21 protein-coding genes, 1 tRNA gene and 2 pseudogenes are annotated in these 20,891 nt (G+C 65.3%); 17 read left to right on the forward strand and 7 right to left on the reverse strand.

Translation table 11 applies throughout. The features are described from left to right. From ACOJTD_RS17785 to ACOJTD_RS17795, 3 genes and pseudogenes are all read right to left on the reverse strand, one after another. Positions 1–385, reverse strand: a pseudogene (locus ACOJTD_RS17785) (PAS domain-containing sensor histidine kinase); the annotation flags it as partial. A gap of 620 nt (positions 386–1,005) precedes the next feature. Continuing rightward, a tRNA-Ser gene (locus ACOJTD_RS17790) sits at positions 1,006–1,095 on the reverse strand. A 193-nt stretch (positions 1,096–1,288) separates the two neighbouring features. Next, positions 1,289–2,410 carry an ROK family protein gene (locus tag ACOJTD_RS17795; RefSeq protein WP_420134206.1) on the reverse strand — a complete coding sequence of 374 codons (1,122 nt, stop codon included), beginning with the start codon at positions 2,408–2,410 and terminating at the stop codon, positions 1,289–1,291. Between the two features lie 331 nt (positions 2,411–2,741). Between ACOJTD_RS17795 and rplU the strand changes: the two genes are divergently transcribed. The 5 genes from rplU to ACOJTD_RS17820 all read left to right on the forward strand — a co-directional run bounded on the left by rplU (position 2,742) and on the right by ACOJTD_RS17820 (position 4,906). Next, the gene (gene rplU, locus ACOJTD_RS17800; RefSeq protein ID WP_420134207.1) at positions 2,742–3,128 is read left to right on the forward strand and encodes a 50S ribosomal protein L21; all 387 of its coding nucleotides are present in this window, start codon (positions 2,742–2,744) and stop codon (positions 3,126–3,128) included. An 87-nt stretch (positions 3,129–3,215) separates the two neighbouring features. Then, positions 3,216–3,485: a 50S ribosomal protein L27 gene (gene rpmA, locus ACOJTD_RS17805; protein ID WP_011439148.1), complete on the forward strand. Its 270-nt coding sequence runs from the start codon at positions 3,216–3,218 to the stop codon at positions 3,483–3,485. A gap of 129 nt (positions 3,486–3,614) precedes the next feature. Then, positions 3,615–4,211: a GNAT family N-acetyltransferase gene (locus ACOJTD_RS17810; RefSeq protein WP_420134208.1), complete on the forward strand. Its 597-nt coding sequence runs from the start codon at positions 3,615–3,617 to the stop codon at positions 4,209–4,211. Positions 4,212–4,395: 184 nt separating this feature from the next. After that, the gene (locus ACOJTD_RS17815) at positions 4,396–4,584 is read left to right on the forward strand and encodes a hypothetical protein (protein ID WP_420134209.1); all 189 of its coding nucleotides are present in this window, start codon (positions 4,396–4,398) and stop codon (positions 4,582–4,584) included. A gap of 151 nt (positions 4,585–4,735) precedes the next feature. After that, the gene (locus ACOJTD_RS17820; RefSeq protein ID WP_420134210.1) at positions 4,736–4,906 is read left to right on the forward strand and encodes a hypothetical protein; all 171 of its coding nucleotides are present in this window, start codon (positions 4,736–4,738) and stop codon (positions 4,904–4,906) included. A gap of 3 nt (positions 4,907–4,909) precedes the next feature. On the opposite strand, the gene ACOJTD_RS17825 is transcribed toward ACOJTD_RS17820, so the two are convergent. Then, positions 4,910–5,827: a DMT family transporter gene (locus ACOJTD_RS17825; protein WP_420134211.1), complete on the reverse strand. Its 918-nt coding sequence runs from the start codon at positions 5,825–5,827 to the stop codon at positions 4,910–4,912. Positions 5,828–5,988: 161 nt separating this feature from the next. Between ACOJTD_RS17825 and obgE the strand changes: the two genes are divergently transcribed. The 10 genes from obgE to ACOJTD_RS17875 all read left to right on the forward strand — a co-directional run bounded on the left by obgE (position 5,989) and on the right by ACOJTD_RS17875 (position 16,475). Continuing rightward, positions 5,989–7,050, forward strand: coding sequence for a GTPase ObgE (gene obgE / locus ACOJTD_RS17830; protein WP_420134212.1), 1,062 nt, complete (start codon positions 5,989–5,991; stop codon positions 7,048–7,050). A gap of 131 nt (positions 7,051–7,181) precedes the next feature. Beyond that, positions 7,182–8,312 carry a glutamate 5-kinase gene (gene proB / locus ACOJTD_RS17835; RefSeq protein WP_420134213.1) on the forward strand — a complete coding sequence of 377 codons (1,131 nt, stop codon included), beginning with the start codon at positions 7,182–7,184 and terminating at the stop codon, positions 8,310–8,312. 208 nt (positions 8,313–8,520) lie between these two features. Beyond that, positions 8,521–9,813, forward strand: coding sequence for a glutamate-5-semialdehyde dehydrogenase (locus ACOJTD_RS17840; protein ID WP_420134214.1), 1,293 nt, complete (start codon positions 8,521–8,523; stop codon positions 9,811–9,813). A 30-nt stretch (positions 9,814–9,843) separates the two neighbouring features. Next, positions 9,844–10,473, forward strand: coding sequence for a nicotinate-nucleotide adenylyltransferase (locus ACOJTD_RS17845; RefSeq protein ID WP_420134215.1), 630 nt, complete (start codon positions 9,844–9,846; stop codon positions 10,471–10,473). A 238-nt stretch (positions 10,474–10,711) separates the two neighbouring features. Beyond that, complete coding sequence (gene rsfS / locus ACOJTD_RS17850; protein WP_420134225.1) at positions 10,712–11,071, forward strand: ribosome silencing factor; 360 nt, start codon at positions 10,712–10,714, stop codon at positions 11,069–11,071. Between the two features lie 118 nt (positions 11,072–11,189). Continuing rightward, on the forward strand, positions 11,190–11,672 hold the full coding sequence (rlmH, locus tag ACOJTD_RS17855; protein WP_420134216.1) for a 23S rRNA (pseudouridine(1915)-N(3))-methyltransferase RlmH: 483 nt from the start codon (positions 11,190–11,192) through the stop codon (positions 11,670–11,672). A gap of 52 nt (positions 11,673–11,724) precedes the next feature. Then, entirely contained in the window at positions 11,725–13,065 is a 1,341-nt protein-coding gene (locus ACOJTD_RS17860) for a murein hydrolase activator EnvC family protein (RefSeq protein WP_420134217.1), read from the forward strand. Continuing rightward, entirely contained in the window at positions 13,062–14,435 is a 1,374-nt protein-coding gene (locus ACOJTD_RS17865) for a S41 family peptidase (RefSeq protein WP_420134218.1), read from the forward strand. The genes ACOJTD_RS17860 and ACOJTD_RS17865 overlap by 4 nt, the downstream gene beginning before the upstream one ends. Positions 14,436–14,594: 159 nt before the next feature. Next, the gene (locus ACOJTD_RS17870) at positions 14,595–15,836 is read left to right on the forward strand and encodes a divergent polysaccharide deacetylase family protein (protein WP_420134219.1); all 1,242 of its coding nucleotides are present in this window, start codon (positions 14,595–14,597) and stop codon (positions 15,834–15,836) included. A 135-nt stretch (positions 15,837–15,971) separates the two neighbouring features. After that, positions 15,972–16,475, forward strand: coding sequence for an RNA pyrophosphohydrolase (locus ACOJTD_RS17875; protein WP_420134220.1), 504 nt, complete (start codon positions 15,972–15,974; stop codon positions 16,473–16,475). 189 nt (positions 16,476–16,664) lie between these two features. On the opposite strand, the gene ACOJTD_RS17880 is transcribed toward ACOJTD_RS17875, so the two are convergent. Next, positions 16,665–17,753 (reverse strand): glycosyltransferase, encoded by a 1,089-nt coding sequence (locus ACOJTD_RS17880; RefSeq protein ID WP_420134221.1) that lies wholly within the window; start codon positions 17,751–17,753, stop codon positions 16,665–16,667. Positions 17,754–17,959: 206 nt separating this feature from the next. On the opposite strand from ACOJTD_RS17880, the gene ACOJTD_RS17885 reads away from it, so the two are divergent. Both ACOJTD_RS17885 and ACOJTD_RS17890 read left to right on the forward strand, forming a co-directional pair. Then, positions 17,960–18,907: a UDP-glucuronic acid decarboxylase family protein gene (locus ACOJTD_RS17885; RefSeq protein ID WP_420134222.1), complete on the forward strand. Its 948-nt coding sequence runs from the start codon at positions 17,960–17,962 to the stop codon at positions 18,905–18,907. Next, positions 18,904–19,425, forward strand: a complete 522-nt coding sequence (locus ACOJTD_RS17890) for an RNA pyrophosphohydrolase (protein WP_420134223.1) — start codon at positions 18,904–18,906, stop codon at positions 19,423–19,425. Before ACOJTD_RS17885 ends, ACOJTD_RS17890 begins: the two co-directional genes overlap by 4 nt. A gap of 201 nt (positions 19,426–19,626) precedes the next feature. On the opposite strand, the gene ACOJTD_RS17895 is transcribed toward ACOJTD_RS17890, so the two are convergent. Both ACOJTD_RS17895 and ACOJTD_RS17900 read right to left on the reverse strand, forming a co-directional pair. Then, positions 19,627–20,034: a F0F1 ATP synthase subunit epsilon gene (locus ACOJTD_RS17895; protein ID WP_420134224.1), complete on the reverse strand. Its 408-nt coding sequence runs from the start codon at positions 20,032–20,034 to the stop codon at positions 19,627–19,629. 128 nt (positions 20,035–20,162) lie between these two features. After that, a pseudogene (locus ACOJTD_RS17900) lies at positions 20,163–20,891 on the reverse strand (F0F1 ATP synthase subunit beta); the annotation flags it as partial.

Below are 20,891 nucleotides of genomic sequence, written 5' to 3' on the forward strand. Positions count from 1 at the left end.
CCAACTCCGCCAGTGAAACACGGGCAGCGCGGTCACGCACCGACAACAGCACCGTAATCAGGATCGCAACCAGACTGACGACAAGACGCAGCAGTGCGCCGCCGACCAGATCGCCGGCATGCCCCCACAGAAACGCGGTCACCGCCAGCAGCGACGAAATGTAGCCCGCCGCCACGATGAACTTGCGGCCGAGCGGTGCGACCATCAGGACCACGGCAGTGTAGAGCACCGCCACCGCGCCATCGATTGGGCTCAGCGCATCGGCAGCAAAGATCAGCAGCGCAGCGAAGACCGCTGCGACGATCAGGGCCTGTCGTTTTCGTTGATCGATTGTCGTCACGGCCTGCCCTCTTGGGACGCCAGCGACGCGCCACGCTCGCGCCATTGTCGATGCCGCTACGCGCTCCGACTACAGGCGCATGATCGTGATCAGCAGCGCGCGACCTAGCTATACCTAAGTGTGGGTTGAGCGAGACGCGGCTGGGCCGGAAGGCGTCATGGCGCCCCCGAGCAACGCGCGATGGGATCGAGGCGGCTTTCACCGTCCGGCGCCCCCTTCGTTCGAGATCGCTCCGCGAAGCGTGGGACGCGGTAGATCCTGTTAGTTCCTGAAGAGCGAAGCGCGACTACCACGACGCAAGGATCGCGCGGCAGCGAAAGGCACAGAGCTAGCGAGACCTCGACCTTCGTTCCGCCGTTTCTCCCCGTGCGTACGACCGACCCGCGATTCAACAGAGACGCCAGCTGTCAACCGCACCACAAACAGTCTCCGTGCTCTTCATGAAGAATGCAGCGGACCGTTCACGAAGGGCCGGTTCAAGCCGATGGGCATGCGACGAACAGAATGAAGCGAACGGCTCCGTCCGAAGACCTGGCCCGACCGACGACGCACTCGGGATCGCAGAGGCGAGAGGCAAGCTCAGAAGCTGAGCGATCGGAAATTCGATGAGATCGGCCCGTGATTCGGCCTATGGCTCGACTCAAGCGAACGGCGAGTCTCGGAGCTGGCGGAGAGGGGGGGATTCGAACCCCCGATAGGCTTGCACCTATGCCGCATTTCGAGTGCGGTACAATCAACCACTCTGCCACCTCTCCGCGGCGCCGGTACCGGGCCTTGCGGCCCGTTGTGGTCGGCGCTGTTCTTAAGTGAGCCGCGCCGGATACACAAGCCGGGCGATGCGGCTTCGCTGCAAAACCGTCAGCGAGCGCCCGGCCTATTGCCGGCAAAGGTCGTCGGCCGCGGGGCGGCGGCCTGCCGTCCCGTTTGATCGCATTGAGGCCTTGGCCCTCAGTCGTCCTTGTCCTTGCGGTCCTTCTCCTTGCCCTTGTCCTTCTTGGACTTTTCTTTGGGCTTGCGGTTCGTGAAGCGGGCGTTGCCGAGGCCGGTGCCGATGGTCAGGACGCCCCAGCGGGTGAATTCCTGCATGAACGGGACTTCGCTCAGCCCCTGCGCGACGCCATCATTGTGCATCAGGATAGCGGTATCATGGTCCCCGATGGTCGGAATGCCCTCGACCAGGCTGCGCGGCAAATGGAACTTGCTGCTTTCCCAATTGCCCGGAAGGTTCTGGGCCCCCTTCTCGATGGTGCCGTCGTCGTTGATCACGCCCGGGCATGAGATGCCGATGAACGGGGCCAGCTTGAACCCTTCTTTCTCGGCATCGGCGATCAGATCTTTCAGCATTTTCGTCAGCCGCTTGACCGCCCCCTCGCGAGTCGGCTCGTCGTCGGCGTGGCGCCACAGGTCCGACTTCCAGACCGACGCCTTGGACAGGTCCTTGGCCTTCTTCCAGCTGGTCTCGACTACGCCGCAGCGGATGTTGGAGCCGCCGATATCGACCGCCAGGATGCTGTCGTGGCCCTCGAAGATCCAGGACGGCGCCAGATGCAGGCAGCCGATCAGCCCGGCCTCATCCGGGTGATGGCGGATCGGCACCAGATCGATCTTGAAGCCTTCGGCCTTGAGCAGGATGTCGGTACGGGCGATCGCCAGTTCGCCGACCCGGCTCTGGCGGAAGCCACCGCCGACCACGATGCACTCTGTGTCGGTCCAGGATTTGGTCTTGAGGAAGCGGCGGGTGACATAGGCCAACTCCTGGGCGAACTCCTCGATCGCGCCGTGCACCAGTGCGGCGGCCGCGACATCGTCGCCGACCAGCAGCTCGTCCAGCGTGCTTTTGCTGATCTCCTTGGTCTCCTTATTGCCAAGCGGATCGTCGCCGTTTTTCTTCAGCGGCTTGCGGGAGGCATCCAGAATGCGCTGAAACGCCCCCTTCGAGGCTCGGTCACCGAGGAAGCCTTCCTCGTCCTTCAGCTCGATGTTGTAGGTATCGATGTCCACCGACGGCAGCCGGGGAGAGCCATGCGCCGCAATGCCGGCAGTCGTCGTGGTCAGCGTGTCCTCAGCCATTCGTCATTTCCCCGTGTGAAAGCCGGGTGACAACGGCGAGGGAACCGGTTGGTTGCACCGCGCCGGATCATCGCGGCTCGGGGCTTCCCATTGGCAGGATTCGGCTTTTTGCCGGATTTCACCTTGACTCACGAGGCTTGCCGCCTATAAGTCGTGCACCGGCGTGGGCAGGTCCCGCGCCGAATTGCTTTGTGCGCCCGTGCCGAAGCCCCGATAGAGGGCGAAGCCTTCCGCATAGACCGGCGACCCGAGAGGTCGCTACCCACAACGACTGACCAAAAAGCCGGCCCGGCTCGACCGAGGCTGGGATCGAACACGAAGGATGAAAACGATGTTCGCAGTCATCAAAACCGGCGGCCGGCAATACCGCGTCGTTCCGGAAGATGTGCTCGAAGTAGGCAAGATCGAAGGCGAAGTCGGCAGCATCGTGCAGCTCGGCGAAGTGCTGGTGCTGGGCGGCGATACGCCGACGCTGGGCGCCCCCACCGTGGCTGGCGCGACCGTCGCGGCCGAGGTGCTGGACCATAAGCGCGGCCCGAAGGTGATCGCCTTCAAGAAGCGCCGCCGCAAGAATTCGAAGCGCAAGCGTGGCTACCGCGACGAGATCACGGTGCTCCGCATCACCGAGATCCTGGCCGACGGCAAGAAGCCCACGGTCGGTCCGCGGCCGAAGCGCGCCAAGGCCGAAACCGCTCCGGCAGCCGACGCCGCCGAATAAGCGGCGACGCGCGGCAGCCGTGTCAAATCAGTGGATGATTCCGTCACGGAAATCGTCTAGGTAGAATTCGGATTTTGGAGACGAGCCATGGCTCACAAAAAAGCAGGCGGTTCATCGCGTAACGGTCGTGATTCTGCGGGCAAGCGCCTCGGGATCAAGGCTTATGGCGGCGAGCACGTGATTCCCGGCAACATCATCGCGCGTCAGCGCGGCACCACCTGGCACCCCGGCCTCAACGTCGGCATGGGCACTGACCACACCTTGTTCGCCAAGGTGGAAGGCCGCGTCGAATTCCGCGCCAAAGCCAACGGCCGCACCTTCGTATCGGTTCTTCCGATTGCGCAGGCGGCCGAATAGACGGTGGACAAACAAGTGTCCGCCGGGTCCTGACAAACCGGCGGAGCACACAAGGGCTCCAGGGGAGGCGGGACAACCGACCTCCCCTTTCGTTTGCGTCCAATTTGTTTGATGCATCAGGAGCCCGCGATGTTGCAGGAAATCCCGACACCCACACCCGTGTTGCGCGAGGCGAGACCTTGCGTCCTCGAGACCGAGCGGCTGACGCTGCGCAAGCCGGCTCTCGCGGACGTTAAGGCCATTGCTCGCCTTGCGAACGATCGCCTGGTCGCCGAGATGACCCGCCGGCTGCCGCATCCCTATACGCGCGACGACGCCGCGCGCTTCGTCACTTCGCTGGGCCAGGACCACGAGACGGTGTTCCTGATCGAGGCCGATTTCGAGCCGGTCGGCATGGTCGGCGTCGACTGGCGCAACCGTGACGCGCCCGAGCTCGGCTACTGGCTGGGTGTCGAGCATTGGGGCAACGGCTACGCCACCGAAGCGGCGCGTGCGGTGATCGACCTCACCTTTGAAGAATATGCGGTCAAGCAGATGATCTCCGCCGCGCGGGTGATCAATCCGGCGTCGCGCAACGTGCTGGAGAAGTGCGGCTTCCAATGGACCGGTGTCGAGCTGCACCGGATGGAAGCGATCGGCTCGTCGACGCCGGTGGACTGCTTCCGCCTGACCCGCGGCGTGTGGTCGTCGCTGAAGAGTTGGGGCAAGGCGCGGCGCGGCCGCTGACGTCACCGCGTCAATATAGCTTTCGACTTCGACGGCCGGGTTCGCCCGGCCGTTTTGCGGTGATAATCGCAAATCGCGGCATCTCGGCCAGCAATACTTAACCAGCCCGCCGCGCGCTCGGACCTTCCCGAGTACGCAGGCCGCCAGCGGTCGCTTAGCACGGACGTCCACACAGGAGTTCGACATGCTGACCCACCGCTACATCCAGGCCGTTCTGGCTCGCGACCTGACCGACGATACCAAGCAACCCGACAATGCCGCCATCACCGCCGCCGAGATGCCCGAGCGCGCCGCACGCGCCGACGAGCATCGCGAGCGCACCGAGCAGCTCAGCTTCCGCTTCGTCGATCTCGACCGCCGCTTCGGCATTTGATGCAGCACCGGCGGGGCGGAGCGCCCCGCCGAGAGCTCCGCGTTCCCCGACGTTTTGACCTGTCGTTGTCGTTTCACTCGTCGTCACGCCAGACGCACCCGGCCTTAATGCATTTGGTGTAGTTGCAAGACCTGCCGAGCAGGAGGCTGAAATGCCCGATCCGTCCGAACAAACTGCCGCCGCACCTTCGATGCCCGAGGAATTTCGCCGGGATCTCGACGCCTTCGAAGCGCTGGAGCGTCAGTTGCTGTCCGACGAGCGTCGCGAGCGCGCCCGAAAACTCGCCGAACGCTTCACCGGCCTGAAGCTGACCATTGCGTAGTCGTCAGGTCTTCGCTGCTGCCGATGCGGCGGCGCCCGCGCTGCGGTCGCGCAGCGCTAGAAACAGTCCTGCGGCGATGATTACCGCGCCGCCGACCACGGTCGACCATGTCGGCACGTCGCCGAACACCAGCCAGCCGAACGCCGCGGCGAAGATGATCATCGTGTACTGATACGGCACCACCACGCTCGCCGGCGCGAGACTGAGCGAACGGTTGACGCAGATCAGCGCCACCGCCGAGACCATGCCGGCCAGCCCGAACCACAACCAGTCCACCGGCGCCGGCGTCATCCAGCCGGACGGCGCCATCAACGCCGCACCGAGCAGCGCCGTGCCGACGAATTGCTGAGAAGCCAGCACCATCGCGGGCGTCTGGCGCAGAAACCGCGTGATCAGCAGCAGCGCCGCGAACAGCACGCTGGCGAGAATCGCGATCAGCGCCGGCCAGGTCATCGTCTGCGGCGACGGCTGCAGCGCGATCAACACGCCGCCGAAGCCGACCACGATCACCACCGCCCGGGTCCTGTCGATCCGCTCACCGAGAAACAACGCGGCGCCGACCGACACAAACAGCGCGGACGCCAGATAGAAAGTGATCACATCGGCGAGCGGCAGATAGATCGTGGCGATGAAAAATGCCGCGACCTCGCAGGCCGCAATCAGCGTCCGCAGCAGCTGCAGGCCCGGCCGCTCTAGCCGCCGGAACGCCGCGCGCTGCCGCCAGATCAGCGGCGCCAGCACGATCAATCCGGCGATCGCCCGCAGCAGCAGCAATTCGCCGACCGGATAGGTCGCCACCACCTTCTTGCCGAGCGCGTCACCGAACGAAAACGCTAGCATTGCCAGAAGCATCAGGGCGATCCCGGCGCCGTGCGCGCCGTGATCGTCGGGGCCGGTGGACAATTTTCGAAGCAACCCCATATCTCGCGGGGACCTTTGCGGAGCCGGCGAACGACCCGGCGGCAGGCGCTTATCGCCAGCGGATCACGGCGGCGCAAGACTGCAAGCCGAGACCGAACGGCGCGCTTCGGCCCGATCACTGCTGTTGCCGCGCACCCTCCCCGTGGGATACGGATAGCGCCATGAAATTCCTCGATGAAGCCAAGGTTTACATCCGCTCCGGCGACGGCGGGAACGGCTGCGTCGCGTTCCGCCGCGAGAAGTTCATCGAGTTCGGTGGACCCAACGGCGGCAATGGCGGCCGCGGCGGCGACGTGATCGTCGAGGCCGCCGATGGTCTCAACACGCTCATCGATTATCGCTACCAGCAGCACTTCAAGGCCCAGAAGGGCGTCAATGGCATGGGCAGCGACCGCCACGGCGCCAACGGCAAGAACGTGGTGCTCAAAGTGCCGGTCGGCACCCAGATCTTCGATGAGGACAAAGAGACGCTGATCCACGACTTCACCAAGGTCGGGGAGCGCTTTGTGCTGGCCGAGGGCGGCAATGGCGGCTTCGGCAACGCGCATTTCAAATCCTCGACCAACCGCGCGCCGCGCCACGCCAATCCGGGGCTGCCCGGCGAGGAGCGCTGGATCTGGCTGCGGTTGAAACTGATCGCCGACGCCGGCCTGGTCGGGCTGCCGAACGCCGGCAAGTCGACCTTCCTGTCCAAGGTCAGTGCCGCCAAGCCGAAGATCGCCGACTATCCGTTCACCACGCTGCATCCGCAGCTCGGCGTCGTGAACGCGGACGGACGCGAATTCGTGCTCGCGGACATTCCCGGCCTGATCGAGGGCGCGCATGAAGGCGCCGGTCTCGGCGACCGCTTCCTCGGCCATGTCGAGCGTTGCCGCGTGCTGCTGCACCTGATCGACGCAACCTGCGAGCACGCCGGCAAGGCTTACAAGACGGTGCGCGGCGAACTCGAAGCCTATGCGGAGACGCTGGCCGACAAGATCGAGATCGTTGCCCTCAACAAGGTCGACGCGGTCGAGCCGGACGAGCTGAAGAAGCAGAAGGACCGGCTGAAGCGCGCCGCGAAGAAGACCCCGCTACTGATCTCCGGCATCACGGGACAGGGCGTGCCTGAGGCTTTGCGCGGGCTTGCCGCCGTGATTGGCGAAGCGCCGGTGTCCGACAAGGCGAAGGGCGCCGCCGAGAACGCTGCCGACGCCAAACCCTGGGCGCCGCAGGACGCCTGATTTCGGCGTCTGCGTCTTTCGCGCAAGACCGGCCCGGCGCGCTTGCACCGGCCGGGTTGGTGCTGCAAAACGAGCCCGCCTGTCGACGGCGCGCCGCCGATGCGCCCCGTCCTTTCATCTCCGATAGTCCCATGACCAGCCCGAAGCTTCATGATTTCCGCCGTATCGTCGTCAAGGTCGGCTCCTCGCTGCTGATCGACTCGAACGCCGGCGAGGTCCGGGCGGGCTGGCTCGCGGCGCTGGCTGCCGACATCGCCGAACTGCATCGCGGCGGCCGCGACGTCATGATCGTCTCCTCGGGCTCGATCGCGCTCGGCCGCAGCCGGCTGAAACTGCCGCGCGGCCCGCTGAAGCTGGAAGAGAGCCAGGCCGCCGCCGCGGTCGGTCAGATCGAACTGGCGCGGACCTGGTCCGAAGTGCTTGGCGCCCACGACATCGGCGCCGGCCAGATTCTGGTCACCTTCCAGGACACCGAGGAGCGCCGCCGCTATCTCAACGCCCGCTCGACCATCGGCAAACTGCTGGAATGGCGCGCGGTGCCGGTGATCAACGAAAACGACACAGTTGCCACCACTGAGATCCGCTACGGCGACAATGATCGCCTCGCCGCCCGCGTCGCCACCATGGCGAGCGCGGACTTGCTGCTCCTGCTGTCCGACATCGACGGCCTCTACACCGCGCCGCCCGGCAGCAATCCGGATGCGACGCTGATTCCGGTGGTCGAATCGATCACCGCCGAAATCGAAGGCATGGCCGGCGCTGCCGGCTCGGAGCTGTCGCGCGGCGGGATGCGGACCAAAATCGAGGCCGGCAAGATCGCCACGAGTGCCGGCACCCACATGCTGATCGCCTCCGGTAAGATCGACCATCCGCTGAAGGCGATCGCTGACGGCGGCCCGTGCACCTGGTTTCTGACGCCCGCCAATCCCGTCACCGCGCGAAAACGCTGGATCGCCGGCTCGCTCGAGCCAAAGGGCACGCTGACGATCGATGCAGGCGCCGTCGTCGCACTCCGCGCCGGCAAGAGCCTGCTGCCCGCCGGCGTGATCCGCATCGACGGCCAGTTCGCCCGCGGCGACGCGGTGATCGTGCGCGGTCCGGATACGCACGAAATCGGCCGCGGCCTCGTCGCTTACGACGCCGACGATGCCGACAAGATCAAGGGCCGCTCGTCGTCCGACGTGATGATGATCCTCGGCATCACCGGCCGCGCCGAAATGATCCACCGCGATGATCTGGTGGTGGGAACGGCGCCCACTTGATCAGGACGCGATCCGTTTCCGCGTGATGTTCCGGCGTCCGTGCAGCACACGATGCTCGCGATGATTTCTGCCTGACGCGCGCAGAAGATGAGATAGCTTCTGTAATACGCCCACGACAGGCGCCGCCCGGTTTCCCGCAATCAGCTTGGCGGACCGGCGATTTCCGCCTATTTACATGACGCGCAACGGATTTTCTCAGGTTCCTGTCATGACCGCCTCGCTCAAAGCCATCGACGGCAGCGCCGAATTGTCGACGCTGATGACCGATCTCGGACGCAGCGCCCGCGCTGCCGCCCGGGTGCTGGCGCTGGCGCCGCCGGAACAGAAGAACCGTGCGCTCGAGGCCATGGAGCGGGCGATCCGCGCCCATGCGGATAAGATCCTCGCCGCCAATGCCGAGGATGTCGCCGACGCCAAGGCCTCAGGCGCAAACTCGGCCTTTCTCGACCGGCTGACGCTGACGCCCGCGCGCGTCGAGGCGATGGCCGAAGGCATCGCGGTGGTGCGCGGCATTGCCGATCCGATCGGCGCCGTCACCGAGAGCTGGCAGCGGCCGAACGGCATGACCATCGAGCGCGTCCGGGTGCCGCTCGGCGTCGTCGCGGTAATCTACGAGAGCCGTCCCAACGTCACCGCCGACGCCGGCGTGCTGTGCCTGAAGTCCGGCAATGCCGTGATCCTGCGCGGCGGCTCGGAGAGCTTTCGCTCCGGCCGTGCGATTCATGACTGCCTGGTGCAGGGGCTGCGCGAGGCGGGGCTGCCCGAAGCGGCTATTACTTTGGTGCCGACCCGCGACCGTGCCGCCGTCGGCCTGCTGCTATCGGGCCTCAACGGCGCCGTCGACGTGATCGTGCCGCGTGGCGGCAAGAGCCTGGTGGCGCGCGTCGAGAGCGAAGCGCGCGTCCCCGTGTTCGCGCATCTCGAGGGCGTCAACCATGTCTATGTCGATCGCAGTGCAGATCTCGACATGGCCAAGTCGATCGTGCTCAACGCCAAGATGCGCCGCACCGGCGTCTGCGGCGCGGCCGAAACGCTGCTGATCGATCGGGCGGCCGCTGCAACGCATCTCGGGCCGCTGGTAACGATGCTGATCGACTCCGGCTGCGAAGTCCGTGGTGATCAGGCCGTTCAGCAGATCGATTCCCGGGTTAAGCCCGCGACGGACGAAGACTGGGATACGGAGTATCTCGACGCGGTGATCGCCGCAAAGCTCGTCGACGGAGTCGAAGCTGCGATCGCGCATATCCATGATCACGGTTCGCACCACACCGACGCGATCGTTGCCGAGGATGCGAGGGTCGCCGAAAAGTTTCTGGCCGAGGTGGACTCGGCGATCGTGCTGCACAATGCCTCGACTCAGTTTGCCGATGGCGGTGAGTTCGGCTTCGGTGCCGAGATCGGCATCGCCACCGGCAAGTTTCACGCCCGTGGCCCGGTCGGGGCCGAGCAACTCACCACGTTCAAGTATCGGGTGCTCGGCACCGGGCAGACCCGGCCGTGAGGTCCTACCGCGCCTGGCCTGGAGCGTGAGTTGACGCAGGATCCCGTCGCGGCCCGGCGCGCCGTTCCGGCGTACAGCCGCGGCATGCGGATCGGCCTGCTTGGCGGCTCATTCAATCCGCCGCACGAGGCGCACCGGGCGATCAGCCGGTTTGCCCTGACGCGGCTGAAGCTCGACCGGATCTGGTGGCTGGTGTCGCCGGGCAATCCTCTGAAGGATATCTCCAGCTTACGCGAACTCGACGCCCGCGTGGCCGCCGCCCAGGTGATCGCCGACGATCCGCGCATCCAGGTCAGCTGCCTCGAGGCCACGATCGGCACCCGCTACACCGCGGACACCATCGCCTATTTGCATCGGCATTGCCCCGGTGCCCGCTTCGTCTGGATTATGGGCGCCGACAATTTGGCGCAGTTTCACCGCTGGCAGCGCTGGCGCTCCATCGCCGACTCATTGCCGATCGCCGTCATCGACCGACCGCCCGCCACATTCCGGGCATTGGCGGCTCCGGCCGCCCAGGCGCTGCGGCGATACCGGCTGCCGATTGCCGCCGCGGCCACGCTGACAGACCAGCCGCCGCCGTCGTGGGTGTTCCTGACCGGGCTCAAATCGCCGGTGTCTTCGACGGCACTCCGGAACCCCGACGGAAGTTGGAAGAAATGAAGCGGGGCTGTGTCTGGATTGTTGAAACCGTCATCCCCACATGCCTAGTATGGTGATCAGGCGCCGGGATTCGGCGCGCACGATACAGTGAAAGGAAAGGTCCCTGACCACATCTGTATTGTCCAAGTCGGCGACGACGAAGGCCGCTGCACCCAAGCCGCTGAAATCGAAGGCCGCTACCGCGAAGGCAGTTACTTCGCCCGCTGCCGAGACGGCGGAAACGCCTGTATCCGGTGCGATCTCCAAGACGCCGCTGACGGCCGAAGAGACGCTGAAGCTGATCCTCTCCCGCCTCGACGATATGAAGGCGGAAGAAACGATCACCATCGACCTCCGCGGCAAATCAGCGATGTTCGACTACGTCGTCGTCACCAGCGGGCGGGCCAACCGCCATGTCGGTGCGATCGCCGAGAACGTCTCGAAGGCGCTGAAGGAAGCCGGAGTCGGCAAGATCCATGTCGAGGGACTGACCAATTGCGATTGGGTCCTGATGGATTGCGGCGACGTGGTCGTGCATGTGTTCCGTCCGGAAGTCCGCGAGTTCTACAATCTCGAACGATTGTGGACGCAGGGCCCGCAGCCGGCGAAGACGCTGTAGTCGCCTCTTTTGACCACGCGCGCCGGATGGCGCGCGCGTCGTTGCGCGTCGTGCCGTCCGCCCGACCCTGCTATCGAGCGGCGCTCCACGACACCGCGAGACGCTTGCGTCTGACATCATGCGCCTGACCCTCATCACTGTCGGCAAACTCAAGCAGGGTCCCGAGCGCGACCTTGCGGACCGCTACAAGACCCGCTTCGACGATATCGCCCGCAAGCTCGGTTTTCGTGGGCTCGACATCCACGAGCTCGGGGAGAGCCGTGCCCGCGATGCAGCCGCCCGCATGGCCGAAGAGGCCGCAGCCATTACGGCGTTGATTGCAGATGGCAGCATGCTGGTGACGCTCGACGAGCGCGGCCAGAGCCTCGACAGCGCCAGCTTTGCGGCCCAGCTCGGCCGTTGGCGCGACGCGTCGGTGCCCGATACTATTTTCGTGATCGGGGGAGCGGACGGACTTTTGCCCGAATTGCGGCGCAAGGCAAAGCTCTGCCTGTCGTTCGGTGCCGCGACTTGGCCGCACCAGATGGTCCGTGTGATGCTGCTGGAGCAGATCTACCGGGCAGCGACGATTTTGGCGGGACATCCATACCATCGTGCCTAGCGAGCGCCGCAGCCACCAGATGCATCACGACTTCGGGCAACACCAGATGGCCATGGCTGCGAGGGACAACGTCTGCAGCATCGGGTGGCCGTCGGTCGCGCTGCTCGCGGCGAGCCTGATCTCCAGTGCACCGGTGACGCGCGCGCAGGCGCAGACCACGCCCCCGACAACGCCGGCAGCGACATCCGCAGCCGCGACCGCCGATCTGCTCAAGCAGCGGGCGCAGGAGCTGGAAGCTGCACGCGAAGCACAGAAACGCGCCGCCGAATTGCAGGACAAGCTCAAGGCCGACCTCGCCGCGATCGGCGAGGATCGTACCAAGCTCAATCAGCAACTGATCGACATTGCCGCCAAGGTACGCGCGGTCGAGACGAAGATCACCGACGCGGAAGCGCGGCTGGTGCCGCTCGACGCCCGGGAGGCGCAGATCCGCAGCTCGCTCGACCAGCGCCGCGGCGAAATCGGCGAAGTGCTGGCGGCCTTGCAGCGCGCCGGGCGCCGCGCCCCGCCGGCGCTGCTGGTTCGGCCCGAAGACGCCCTGCAATCGCTGCGGACCGCCATTCTACTCGGCGCCGTCGTGCCCGACTTGCGCGAGCGCGCCGAGCGCCTCGCCACCGACCTCGGTGAACTGATCGCCGTGCGCAAGACCATCGCGGCCGAGCGCGACCAGCTCGCGGCCGACCGCACCGCCATGACCACCGACCAGACCCGCCTCGCCGCGCTGGTCGACGAACGCCAGCGCAAGCAAAGCGCGGTCGAGAAGGACATTGAGACCGAACGCTCCCGCGCTCTGACATTGTCGCGCCAGGTCGACAGCCTGACCGGGCTGATCGCCAAAATGGAACAAGATCTCAAGAGCGCCGCCAAGGCGGCCGCCGCGGCTGGCCAGAAGGGCGCCCCGATGGCCAATCTGGCGGCCCTGAAGGACCCCGGTCGGCTCAGCCCGGCGATTGCCTTTGCGTCCGCCAAGGGGATGCTGGGCCTTCCGGTAAACGGAACCAAGATCCGCGATTTCGGCCGTCCCGACGGCGTCGGCGGGGTCGAACGCGGTATCTCACTGGCGACGCGGCCGGGCGCCCAGGTCACAACCCCGTGCGATGGCTGGGTTGTCTATGCGGGCCCGTTTCGCTCCTATGGACAACTCTTGATCCTCAATGCCGGTGGCGGATATCATGTTCTGATCGCCGGGATGGAGCGCATTTCGGTCAACATCGGCCAGTTCGTGCTCACGGGAGAGCCGGTGGCGACCATGGGGTCGACGTCGCAGGTCGCTTCGATTCTGGCGGCCAGCGCCACTCAGCCCATTCTCTACATCGAGTTCCGTAAGGACGGCACTCCCATTGATCCAGGCCCATGGTGGGCCGCAAACGAAGGCGAAAAGGTTCGCGGATGATGCGCAAGACTTCGGTAATCCTCCTCAGCGCCGTCACGGGCGCTGCGCTGACACTTTTCGTCACCCAGCCGCGGTCGATGCTGATGGGCTCGACGGCGCGTGCCGCGACTTCCGATACTTATCGTCAGCTCAACCTGTTCGGTGACGTGTTCGAGCGCGTGCGCAGCGACTACGTCGAGAAGCCGGACGACAGCAAGCTGATCGAATCCGCCATCAGCGGCATGCTGACCGGCCTCGATCCGCATTCGAGCTACATGGATGCCAAGAGCTTCCGCGACATGCAGGTGCAGACCCGCGGTGAGTTCGGTGGCCTCGGCATCGAAGTCACCATGGAGGACGGCCTGATCAAGGTGGTATCGCCGATCGACGATACCCCGGCGTCGAAGGCCGGCATCATGGCCAACGACATCATCACCAATCTCGACGACGAAGCCGTGCAGGGTCTTACCCTGAACCAGGCCGTCGAGAAGATGCGCGGCCCGGTGAATACCAAGATCAAACTCAAGATCATGCGTAAGGGTCAAGACAATCCGATCGAGGTCACGCTGGTGCGTGACAACATCCGGGTCCGCTCGGTCCGCGCGCGCGTCGAGTCCGACGATATCGGCTACATCCGCATCACCACCTTCAACGAGCAGACCACCGAAGGCTTGAAGAAGGAGATCGCCAATCTCACCAACCAGATCGGCGCCGACAAGCTGAAGGGCTTCATCCTCGACCTGCGCAACAACCCGGGCGGTCTGCTCGAAGAGGCCGTGACGGTCTCCGACACCTTCCTGGATCGCGGCGAGATCGTCTCCACCCGCGGCCGCAATGCCGAAGAGACCCAGCGCCGCTCCGCCCATGCGGGCGATCTGACCAAGGGCAAGCCGCTGATCGTGCTGATCAACGGCGGATCGGCCTCGGCCTCGGAAATCGTCGCCGGCGCGCTGCAGGACCACAAGCGGGCGACGCTGGTCGGCACCCGTTCGTTCGGCAAAGGCTCGGTGCAGACCATCATCCCGCTCGGCTCGGGCAACGGCGCGCTGCGCCTGACCACGGCGCGCTACTACACGCCGTCGGGCAAGTCGATCCAGGCCAAGGGCATCACCCCGGATATCGAGGTGCTGCAGGACGTGCCGGACGATCTCAAGGCGCGCACCGACACCAAGGGCGAAGCCTCGCTGCGCGGCCATCTGAAGGGCTCGGACGGCGACGAGAAGACCGGCTCGCAGTCCTATGTCCCGCCGGACGCCAAGGACGACAAGGCGCTCAAGACCGCCGACGATCTGCTGCACGGCATCAAGGCGAGCGTCACCACGCCTGCCGCGCCGGCCACCGGCGACAAGGCCGCCATCGACAAGCCGGCCGGCAACAAGGCGGCGAACTGATTACGTCCACCCACTCTTGTTTGCAAAGGGCGGCCTCCGGGCCGCCCTTTTTGCTTGGATCGCCCCATCGCCGTCCTGCAGGGGGCGGAAGGCCGTAACTGACGCCCGCCCGGTGCGACGTGGTATCGTCGCGACGGGTGATTCGGGAGACGGTTGGCTGTGTCGGCGGACGAACTGAGCACACCGCTGGGTCAGAAGCGCGGACGGCTGCGCCGCTTCCGGCTGCCGTTCACCGCGAGCCAGGCGATTGCCACGCTGCTCGGCCTGTTCCTGCTCGCCTTCCTCGGCTTCGCGTTGTTCAACAACGACCCGCTCGGCGGCGAGCCGATGGCGCAGATCACCCTCAAGTCCCCCGCCGATCCGAAGGACGCCGCCGCGCCGGCCGACAAGGCTCAGGCTGACGCCGGGCATGGCGACAAGGCGTCCGCCGACAAGGACGCCAAAAAGACCGAACACGCCGACGCCAAGGCTGCGGCCGGACCGGGGCAGAAGACCATCACCATCATCGACGGCTCCAAGGGCACGCGCCAGGACGTCGTGGTCTCGACCGGTGACGACAAGGGTGACGCGCCCGCCTCGAATGCGGCCAGCGCCAACGGCATCAATCCGCGCCTGCTCGAGCAGTCCCGCTACGGCATGATTCCAATCGCGGCCGGCGGGATGAAGCCGTTCTCGGCCTATGCGATGGCGACCGACGCGGACCGCGCCAAGGCCGACAAGATGCCGACCGTCGCGATCGTCGTCACGGGGCTCGGCATCGGCGCCGCACGCACCAACGATGCTGTGATGAAGCTGCCACGCGAGGTGGCGTTGGCATTCACACCCTATGGCTCCGAGCCCGGCAAGCTGGTCGAAGAGGCGCGCGCCAAGCAGCATGAAGTGCTGCTGCAGCTTCCAATGGAGCCGTTCGACTATCCAGACAACGATCCCGGTCCGCAGACGCTGCTGGCCTCCGCCGCACCCGAACAGAACCTCGATCGCCTCTACTGGCACCTCAGCCGGTTCCAGGGCTACGTCGGCGTGTCGAACTTCATGGGCGCGCGCTTCGTCGCGACCGAGCCGGCGATGCAGCCGATCATTCGCGAGGCCGCCAAGCGCGGGCTCGGCTATCTGGATGATGGCTCGGCACCGCGCAGTGTTGCGCCCAGCCTTGCCAAGGCGGTGGCGATGCCGTTCGCGCGGGCCGATCTCACCATCGACACCGTGCCGACAGCGGCTGAAATCGACAAAGCACTGGCGCGCCTCGAAGGTCTCGCCAAGGAACGCGGCAATGCCGTCGGCATTGCCTCCGCGCTGCCCGTGTCGATTGAACGAATTGTTAGCTGGAGCAAGAGCTTGGAGAGTCGTGGCATCCTGCTGGTGCCATTGACAACGGCGATGCTCAAATCAAAATCAACCTAGGGCCTCGGTTCTGTTGGAATCATGACCGATAGTGTCCATTGTTGGTTTCACACGTTCTCCCGCTGCGGAGGCATCGGCGCTTCGGCGCAAAACATCTACAGTCCGCCAGGGGCGGACGGATGAGGCATTGATCGGATGGCGCGGTACGAAGACCTACCCTATCGAACATGCGTCGGCATGATGCTGATCAACCGGGAAGGTCTCGTCTTCATCGGACGTCGCGCCGGTGGCATCGAACATGTCGACGAGACCCATGTCTGGCAGATGCCGCAGGGCGGCGTCGATCCGGGCGAAGACACCTGGGAAGCCGCCAAGCGCGAACTCTACGAAGAAACCAACGTCCGCTCGGTCGAAAAGATCGGCGAGGTTCCGGACTGGCTGATCTACGATATTCCGCGCACGGTCGCGGGCCGGGCCTGGAAGGGTCGCTATCGCGGCCAGCGCCAGAAATGGTTCGCGATCCGCTTCACCGGTCCGGACTCCGAAATCGACATCGTCGCACCACCCGGCCACAAATCCGAGTTCACCAGCTGGCGCTGGGAGCCGATGCAGAACCTGCCGGACCTGATCGTCCCGTTCAAACGCCCGGTCTACGAACGCGTCGTGAAGGAATTCTCGCAGCTCGCCGTCGGCGTGTGAGCGCCACGTCAAGATCGGTACCGTCCCGGTTCAATAACCGCCCTGTCAACCGTCATTGCGAGCGCAGCGAAGCAATCCAGCGCCGTGCACTGCGCTGGATTGCTTCGTCGCTCCGCTCCTCGCAATGATGGGGAGAGGTCGTGCTCAGTCTCTGACACCCGGCACGCATCAGCCGGACGCATGAGCCGATCACTCCCCGCCCAGCGCGACCTGCAGGATGTGGTCGCAATGCGCTTTGACGGTGTGGTGGGTGAGGACGTGGTCGCGGGCCGCGACCGCCATGGTGCGGAGCTTGCCCTTGTCGGCGAGAGCGGCGGTGACGGCGCGCTCGAGCCCGCCCGGCTCGATGTCGTAATACACGCCGTGGACACCGGACTGCAGCGGCGCGTAGCGCACGATCGTCGGATTGTTCATCACCGGCACCGCCTGCACGATCGGCGCCTCGTAGTGGCGGTAGCAGTCCCACCCCATGCCCTCGGGTGACCATGCCAGCCAGGAATGCGACATCCGCTCCATGAAGGCATCGTAGGGTAGCCGTTCGGTCGGCTGGTCGATCCGCACCCCGGCAGCCTTCAGGCGCTCCAGTTCGGCAAGTCCCGCGGCCCGCACGGTCGAATTGCCGACGATGCCGCCGGAGAAAAACAGGTCGTGCGTCTTCTCGGGAAAGGGCGCATCGCGCCAGGACGGGTCGAAGCGAAATTGCGGCAGCGAGATCGGGCGAAGCTTGTCGATCCGCTGCTGCCAAGCTGCGCTCCGCCGGTAGCGCAGCGTCGGCAGATGCGGATGCACGGTGCCTGCCAGCGCCTGCCACTTGTCGGCGGGCAGTTCGCGCTTGAAGAATGCCTTGGCCTTGTCGAGCAGGAACACGCTGCTCTTCGAGATCGCAAAGTGGTCGTCCATCTCCACGGCGACCAGCGGCACCGGCACGTCGAGCCAGCGCAGCATGCTGGGTCCGAACTGCCGGGTCAGCGCCGCCCAGGGGTTGGTCGGCGTATAGAAGATGCCACGCGCCCAATAACGCGGATGCCAGGGCGAATAGCGCAGGCTATTGACCACCACGACATCGTATTTGCCGTCACGGGCAGCGCGCAGCTCGCGCCACATCCGGTCCGGCGTCGAGAAGCCGTCGAGCTTGCCGAAGTCGTCGGTCAGCTTGGTCCAGGTCCACAGGCAGGTGGTGCGCTCGGGATACTGCAGCTTGAAATAGCCGCCGCCGATCTCAAGGATCCGGGCCTTGGAGGTATCGATGGGCTCGGCGCTCACTCGATCATCGGTCATGGGGTGAGATCGCCTGCAGGCACGTTGAGGCCCGATATCGGGCCTGAATGCGCGGATCGGTGCGATCCGGGGAGCTGCGGCCGGGACGCGCCGCAGGCGCGCTCGGGGGCCGGTTTCGGCGCTTGCCTAGCATGGGGTTTCTTGCCATTCAATGCGGCGGAAAACGGCCGTCGCGACTTCGGGGCGGGCTAGCCCAGGACTGAGCGATGCGATTGTCTCGACGAATTCTCGTGAGCGGCGGCGCCGGCTTCATCGGTTCGCATCTGTGCGACAAGCTGCTGGCGGAGGGCCACGAGGTTCTCTGCGTCGACAATTACTTCACCGGGTGGCGACGCAACATCGAGCATCTGGTGAACACGCCGCGCTTCGAGGTGATGCGCCACGACGTGACCTTTCCGCTCTATGTCGAGGTCGACGACATCTACAATCTCGCTTGCCCCGCCTCGCCGATCCATTACCAGCACGATCCGGTGCAGACGCTGAAGACCAGCGTGCATGGCGCCATCAACATGCTGGGCCTCGCCAAGCGGACGCGCGCCAAGATCTTCCAGGCCTCGACCAGCGAGGTCTATGGCGACCCGACCGTGCACCCGCAGCCGGAGAGCTATTGGGGCCACGTCAATCCGCTCGGCATCCGCGCCTGCTACGACGAAGGCAAGCGCGCGGCCGAGACGCTGTTCTTCGACTATCACCGCCAGCACAAGGTGAGGATCAAGGTCGCGCGGATCTTCAACACTTACGGCCCGCGCATGCACCCCAGCGACGGCCGCGTGGTGTCGAATTTCATCGTGCAGGCGCTGTCCGGCAACGACATCACCATCTACGGCGACGGCAGCCAGACGCGCTCGTTCTGCTACGTGACCGATCTGCTCGACGGCTTCGCCCGGCTGATGGCGAGCGGCGACGAGTTCATCGGGCCGGTCAATCTCGGCAACCCGGTCGAGTTCAGTATGCGCGAACTCGCCGAGATGGTGATCGCGATGACCGATTCGAAGTCGAAGCTGATCTATCTGCCGCTGCCGGCGGATGACCCCAAACAGCGCCAGCCGGATATTACGCTGGCGCGCAGCGCACTCGGCTGGGAGCCGAAGGTCGCGCTCGCCGATGGGCTCAAGGAAACCATCGGTTACTTCCGATCGCTGCTGGCGTCGTGAGCAAACTGCGCGACACCGACGCGTTGCCCTATCGGCGCAATGTCGGCATCGCGCTGTTCAATTCCGACGGACGCGTGTTGATCGGCCGCCGCTTCCGCAACGACGGGCCTGAAATCATCCTACCCGGGCTCGAATGGCAGATGCCTCAGGGCGGCATCGACGCCGACGAAGAGCCGCGCACGGCGGTGATGCGGGAGTTGTGGGAAGAAACCGGCGTAACGAACGCCAAGATCCTCTGCGAAACCGATTGGGTCAGCTACGATTTTCCGGCCTACGACGGACCAGCGCACCGACTGGCGGTGTTTCGCGGCCAGCGGCAGAAGTGGTTTGCGCTGCGCTTCACCGGCAATGAGGGCGACATCGATCCGCTTGCGGTCCGCAACGGCATGCCGCCGGAATTCGACGCCTGGCGCTGGGAGCGCCTCGACCGCGTCGCCGATCTGGTGGTGCCGTTCCGGCGCGAGGTGTATCGCGAAGTGGCGCGAAGTTTTGCGCGGTTCGCGGACTTGAGGACTTAGCCGGTCACTCTTCGCGCCAGTTCCCGCTATGCGTGGGCTGGCCCCGCACATCCATCAGGTCCCGCAGAATGCGACGGATTGCCGGTCGAACCGGCAATGATGACAAGCCGGACATTGTCCCGAATAACAGACTGGTCCCGAATAACAGAATGGCCGGGACTAAGCCCGGCCATTCGAAACTCTGATGCAGTCGCTGCAGTGTCAGTGCATCGCGGTAGTGTTGAGCTGGTGCTGGATGCTCTTGTAGTGATCCAGCCGCGCGATCGCGCTATCGAGCTCGTCGCCGACCTTGCCGGGCAGCTGCTGCTCCATCGTGGTGATGGTCTCGGCGAAGCCCTGCAGATCCATGTCGGTCGCCGCCGTGGCGACGTCGGCCAGAATCGTCAGCCCCTTCTCGGAAACCTCGGCAATGCCGCCGAGCACCACGATCTTGCGCTGGCTGCCGCCGGCCGTCACCGTCAGGATGCCGGGGCGGAGCGCCGCGACCACGGGAGCGTGACCGGCAAGCACGCCGAAATCACCCTCGGCGCCCGGGATGTCGACCTGATCGACCTCGCCGGAGAAGGCGACTTGTTCGGGCGAAACCAGATCGAAGTGGAAGGTGGCCATCGTTCGTTCATCCGCTGACCTCATCCTGAGGAGCGCGCCGTCGGCGCGCGTCTCGAAGGATGAGAGAGGTGGTCGTCACCCTTCGAGACGCCGGCCTACGGCCGGCTCCTCAGGGTGAGGCTCTGTTTTTAGGCCGCTTCCGCAGCCAGCTTCTTGCCCTTCTCGACCGCCTCTTCGATGGCGCCGACCATATAGAACGCCGCTTCCGGCAGATGGTCGTACTTGCCTTCGCAGATCGCGCGGAAGCCCTTGATGGTGTCGGCGAGCTCGACGAACTTGCCCGGCGAGCCGGTGAAGATTTCGGCGACGAAGAACGGCTGCGACAGGAAGCGCTCGATCTTGCGGGCGCGAGCCACCGCGAGCTTGTCCTCTTCGGACAGTTCGTCCATGCCCAGAATGGCGATGATGTCCTGCAGCGACTTGTACTTCTGCAGCACTTGCTGAACCATACGGGCGGTCTGGTAGTGCTCTTCGCCGACGATCAGCGGCGACAGCATGCGCGAGGTCGAGTCGAGCGGGTCCACCGCCGGGTAGATGCCCTTTTCCGAGATCGCGCGGTTCAGCACGGTCGTCGCGTCCAAGTGGGCGAACGAGGTGGCGGGCGCCGGGTCGGTCAAGTCGTCGGCCGGCACGTAGATCGCCTGCACCGAGGTGATCGAGCCCTTGTTTGTGGTGGTGATGCGCTCCTGCAGCGCGCCCATGTCGGTCGCGAGCGTCGGCTGATAACCCACCGCCGAAGGAATACGGCCGAGCAGCGCCGACACTTCCGAACCCGCCTGGGTGAAGCGGAAGATGTTGTCGACGAAGAACAGCACGTCCTGGCCCTGATCGCGGAAGTGCTCGGCGACGGTCAGACC

This window comes from Rhodopseudomonas sp. (assembly GCF_048594845.1).
Taxonomy (GTDB): domain Bacteria; phylum Pseudomonadota; class Alphaproteobacteria; order Rhizobiales; family Xanthobacteraceae; genus Rhodopseudomonas.

Coding starts and splice junctions, on each gene's coding strand:
- ACOJTD_RS17795 (WP_420134206.1), bottom strand. CDS start 2,410: ATGGCTGAGGACACGCTGACCACGACGACTGCCGGCATTGCGGCGCAT.
- rplU (WP_420134207.1), top strand. CDS start 2,742: ATGTTCGCAGTCATCAAAACCGGCGGCCGGCAATACCGCGTCGTTCCG.
- rpmA (WP_011439148.1), top strand. CDS start 3,216: ATGGCTCACAAAAAAGCAGGCGGTTCATCGCGTAACGGTCGTGATTCT.
- ACOJTD_RS17810 (WP_420134208.1), top strand. CDS start 3,615: ATGTTGCAGGAAATCCCGACACCCACACCCGTGTTGCGCGAGGCGAGA.
- ACOJTD_RS17815 (WP_420134209.1), top strand. CDS start 4,396: ATGCTGACCCACCGCTACATCCAGGCCGTTCTGGCTCGCGACCTGACC.
- ACOJTD_RS17820 (WP_420134210.1), top strand. CDS start 4,736: ATGCCCGATCCGTCCGAACAAACTGCCGCCGCACCTTCGATGCCCGAG.
- ACOJTD_RS17825 (WP_420134211.1), bottom strand. CDS start 5,827: ATGGGGTTGCTTCGAAAATTGTCCACCGGCCCCGACGATCACGGCGCG.
- obgE (WP_420134212.1), top strand. CDS start 5,989: ATGAAATTCCTCGATGAAGCCAAGGTTTACATCCGCTCCGGCGACGGC.
- proB (WP_420134213.1), top strand. CDS start 7,182: ATGACCAGCCCGAAGCTTCATGATTTCCGCCGTATCGTCGTCAAGGTC.
- ACOJTD_RS17840 (WP_420134214.1), top strand. CDS start 8,521: ATGACCGCCTCGCTCAAAGCCATCGACGGCAGCGCCGAATTGTCGACG.
- rlmH (WP_420134216.1), top strand. CDS start 11,190: ATGCGCCTGACCCTCATCACTGTCGGCAAACTCAAGCAGGGTCCCGAG.
- ACOJTD_RS17860 (WP_420134217.1), top strand. CDS start 11,725: ATGGCTGCGAGGGACAACGTCTGCAGCATCGGGTGGCCGTCGGTCGCG.
- ACOJTD_RS17865 (WP_420134218.1), top strand. CDS start 13,062: ATGATGCGCAAGACTTCGGTAATCCTCCTCAGCGCCGTCACGGGCGCT.
- ACOJTD_RS17875 (WP_420134220.1), top strand. CDS start 15,972: ATGGCGCGGTACGAAGACCTACCCTATCGAACATGCGTCGGCATGATG.
- ACOJTD_RS17880 (WP_420134221.1), bottom strand. CDS start 17,753: ATGACCGATGATCGAGTGAGCGCCGAGCCCATCGATACCTCCAAGGCC.
- ACOJTD_RS17885 (WP_420134222.1), top strand. CDS start 17,960: ATGCGATTGTCTCGACGAATTCTCGTGAGCGGCGGCGCCGGCTTCATC.
- ACOJTD_RS17895 (WP_420134224.1), bottom strand. CDS start 20,034: ATGGCCACCTTCCACTTCGATCTGGTTTCGCCCGAACAAGTCGCCTTC.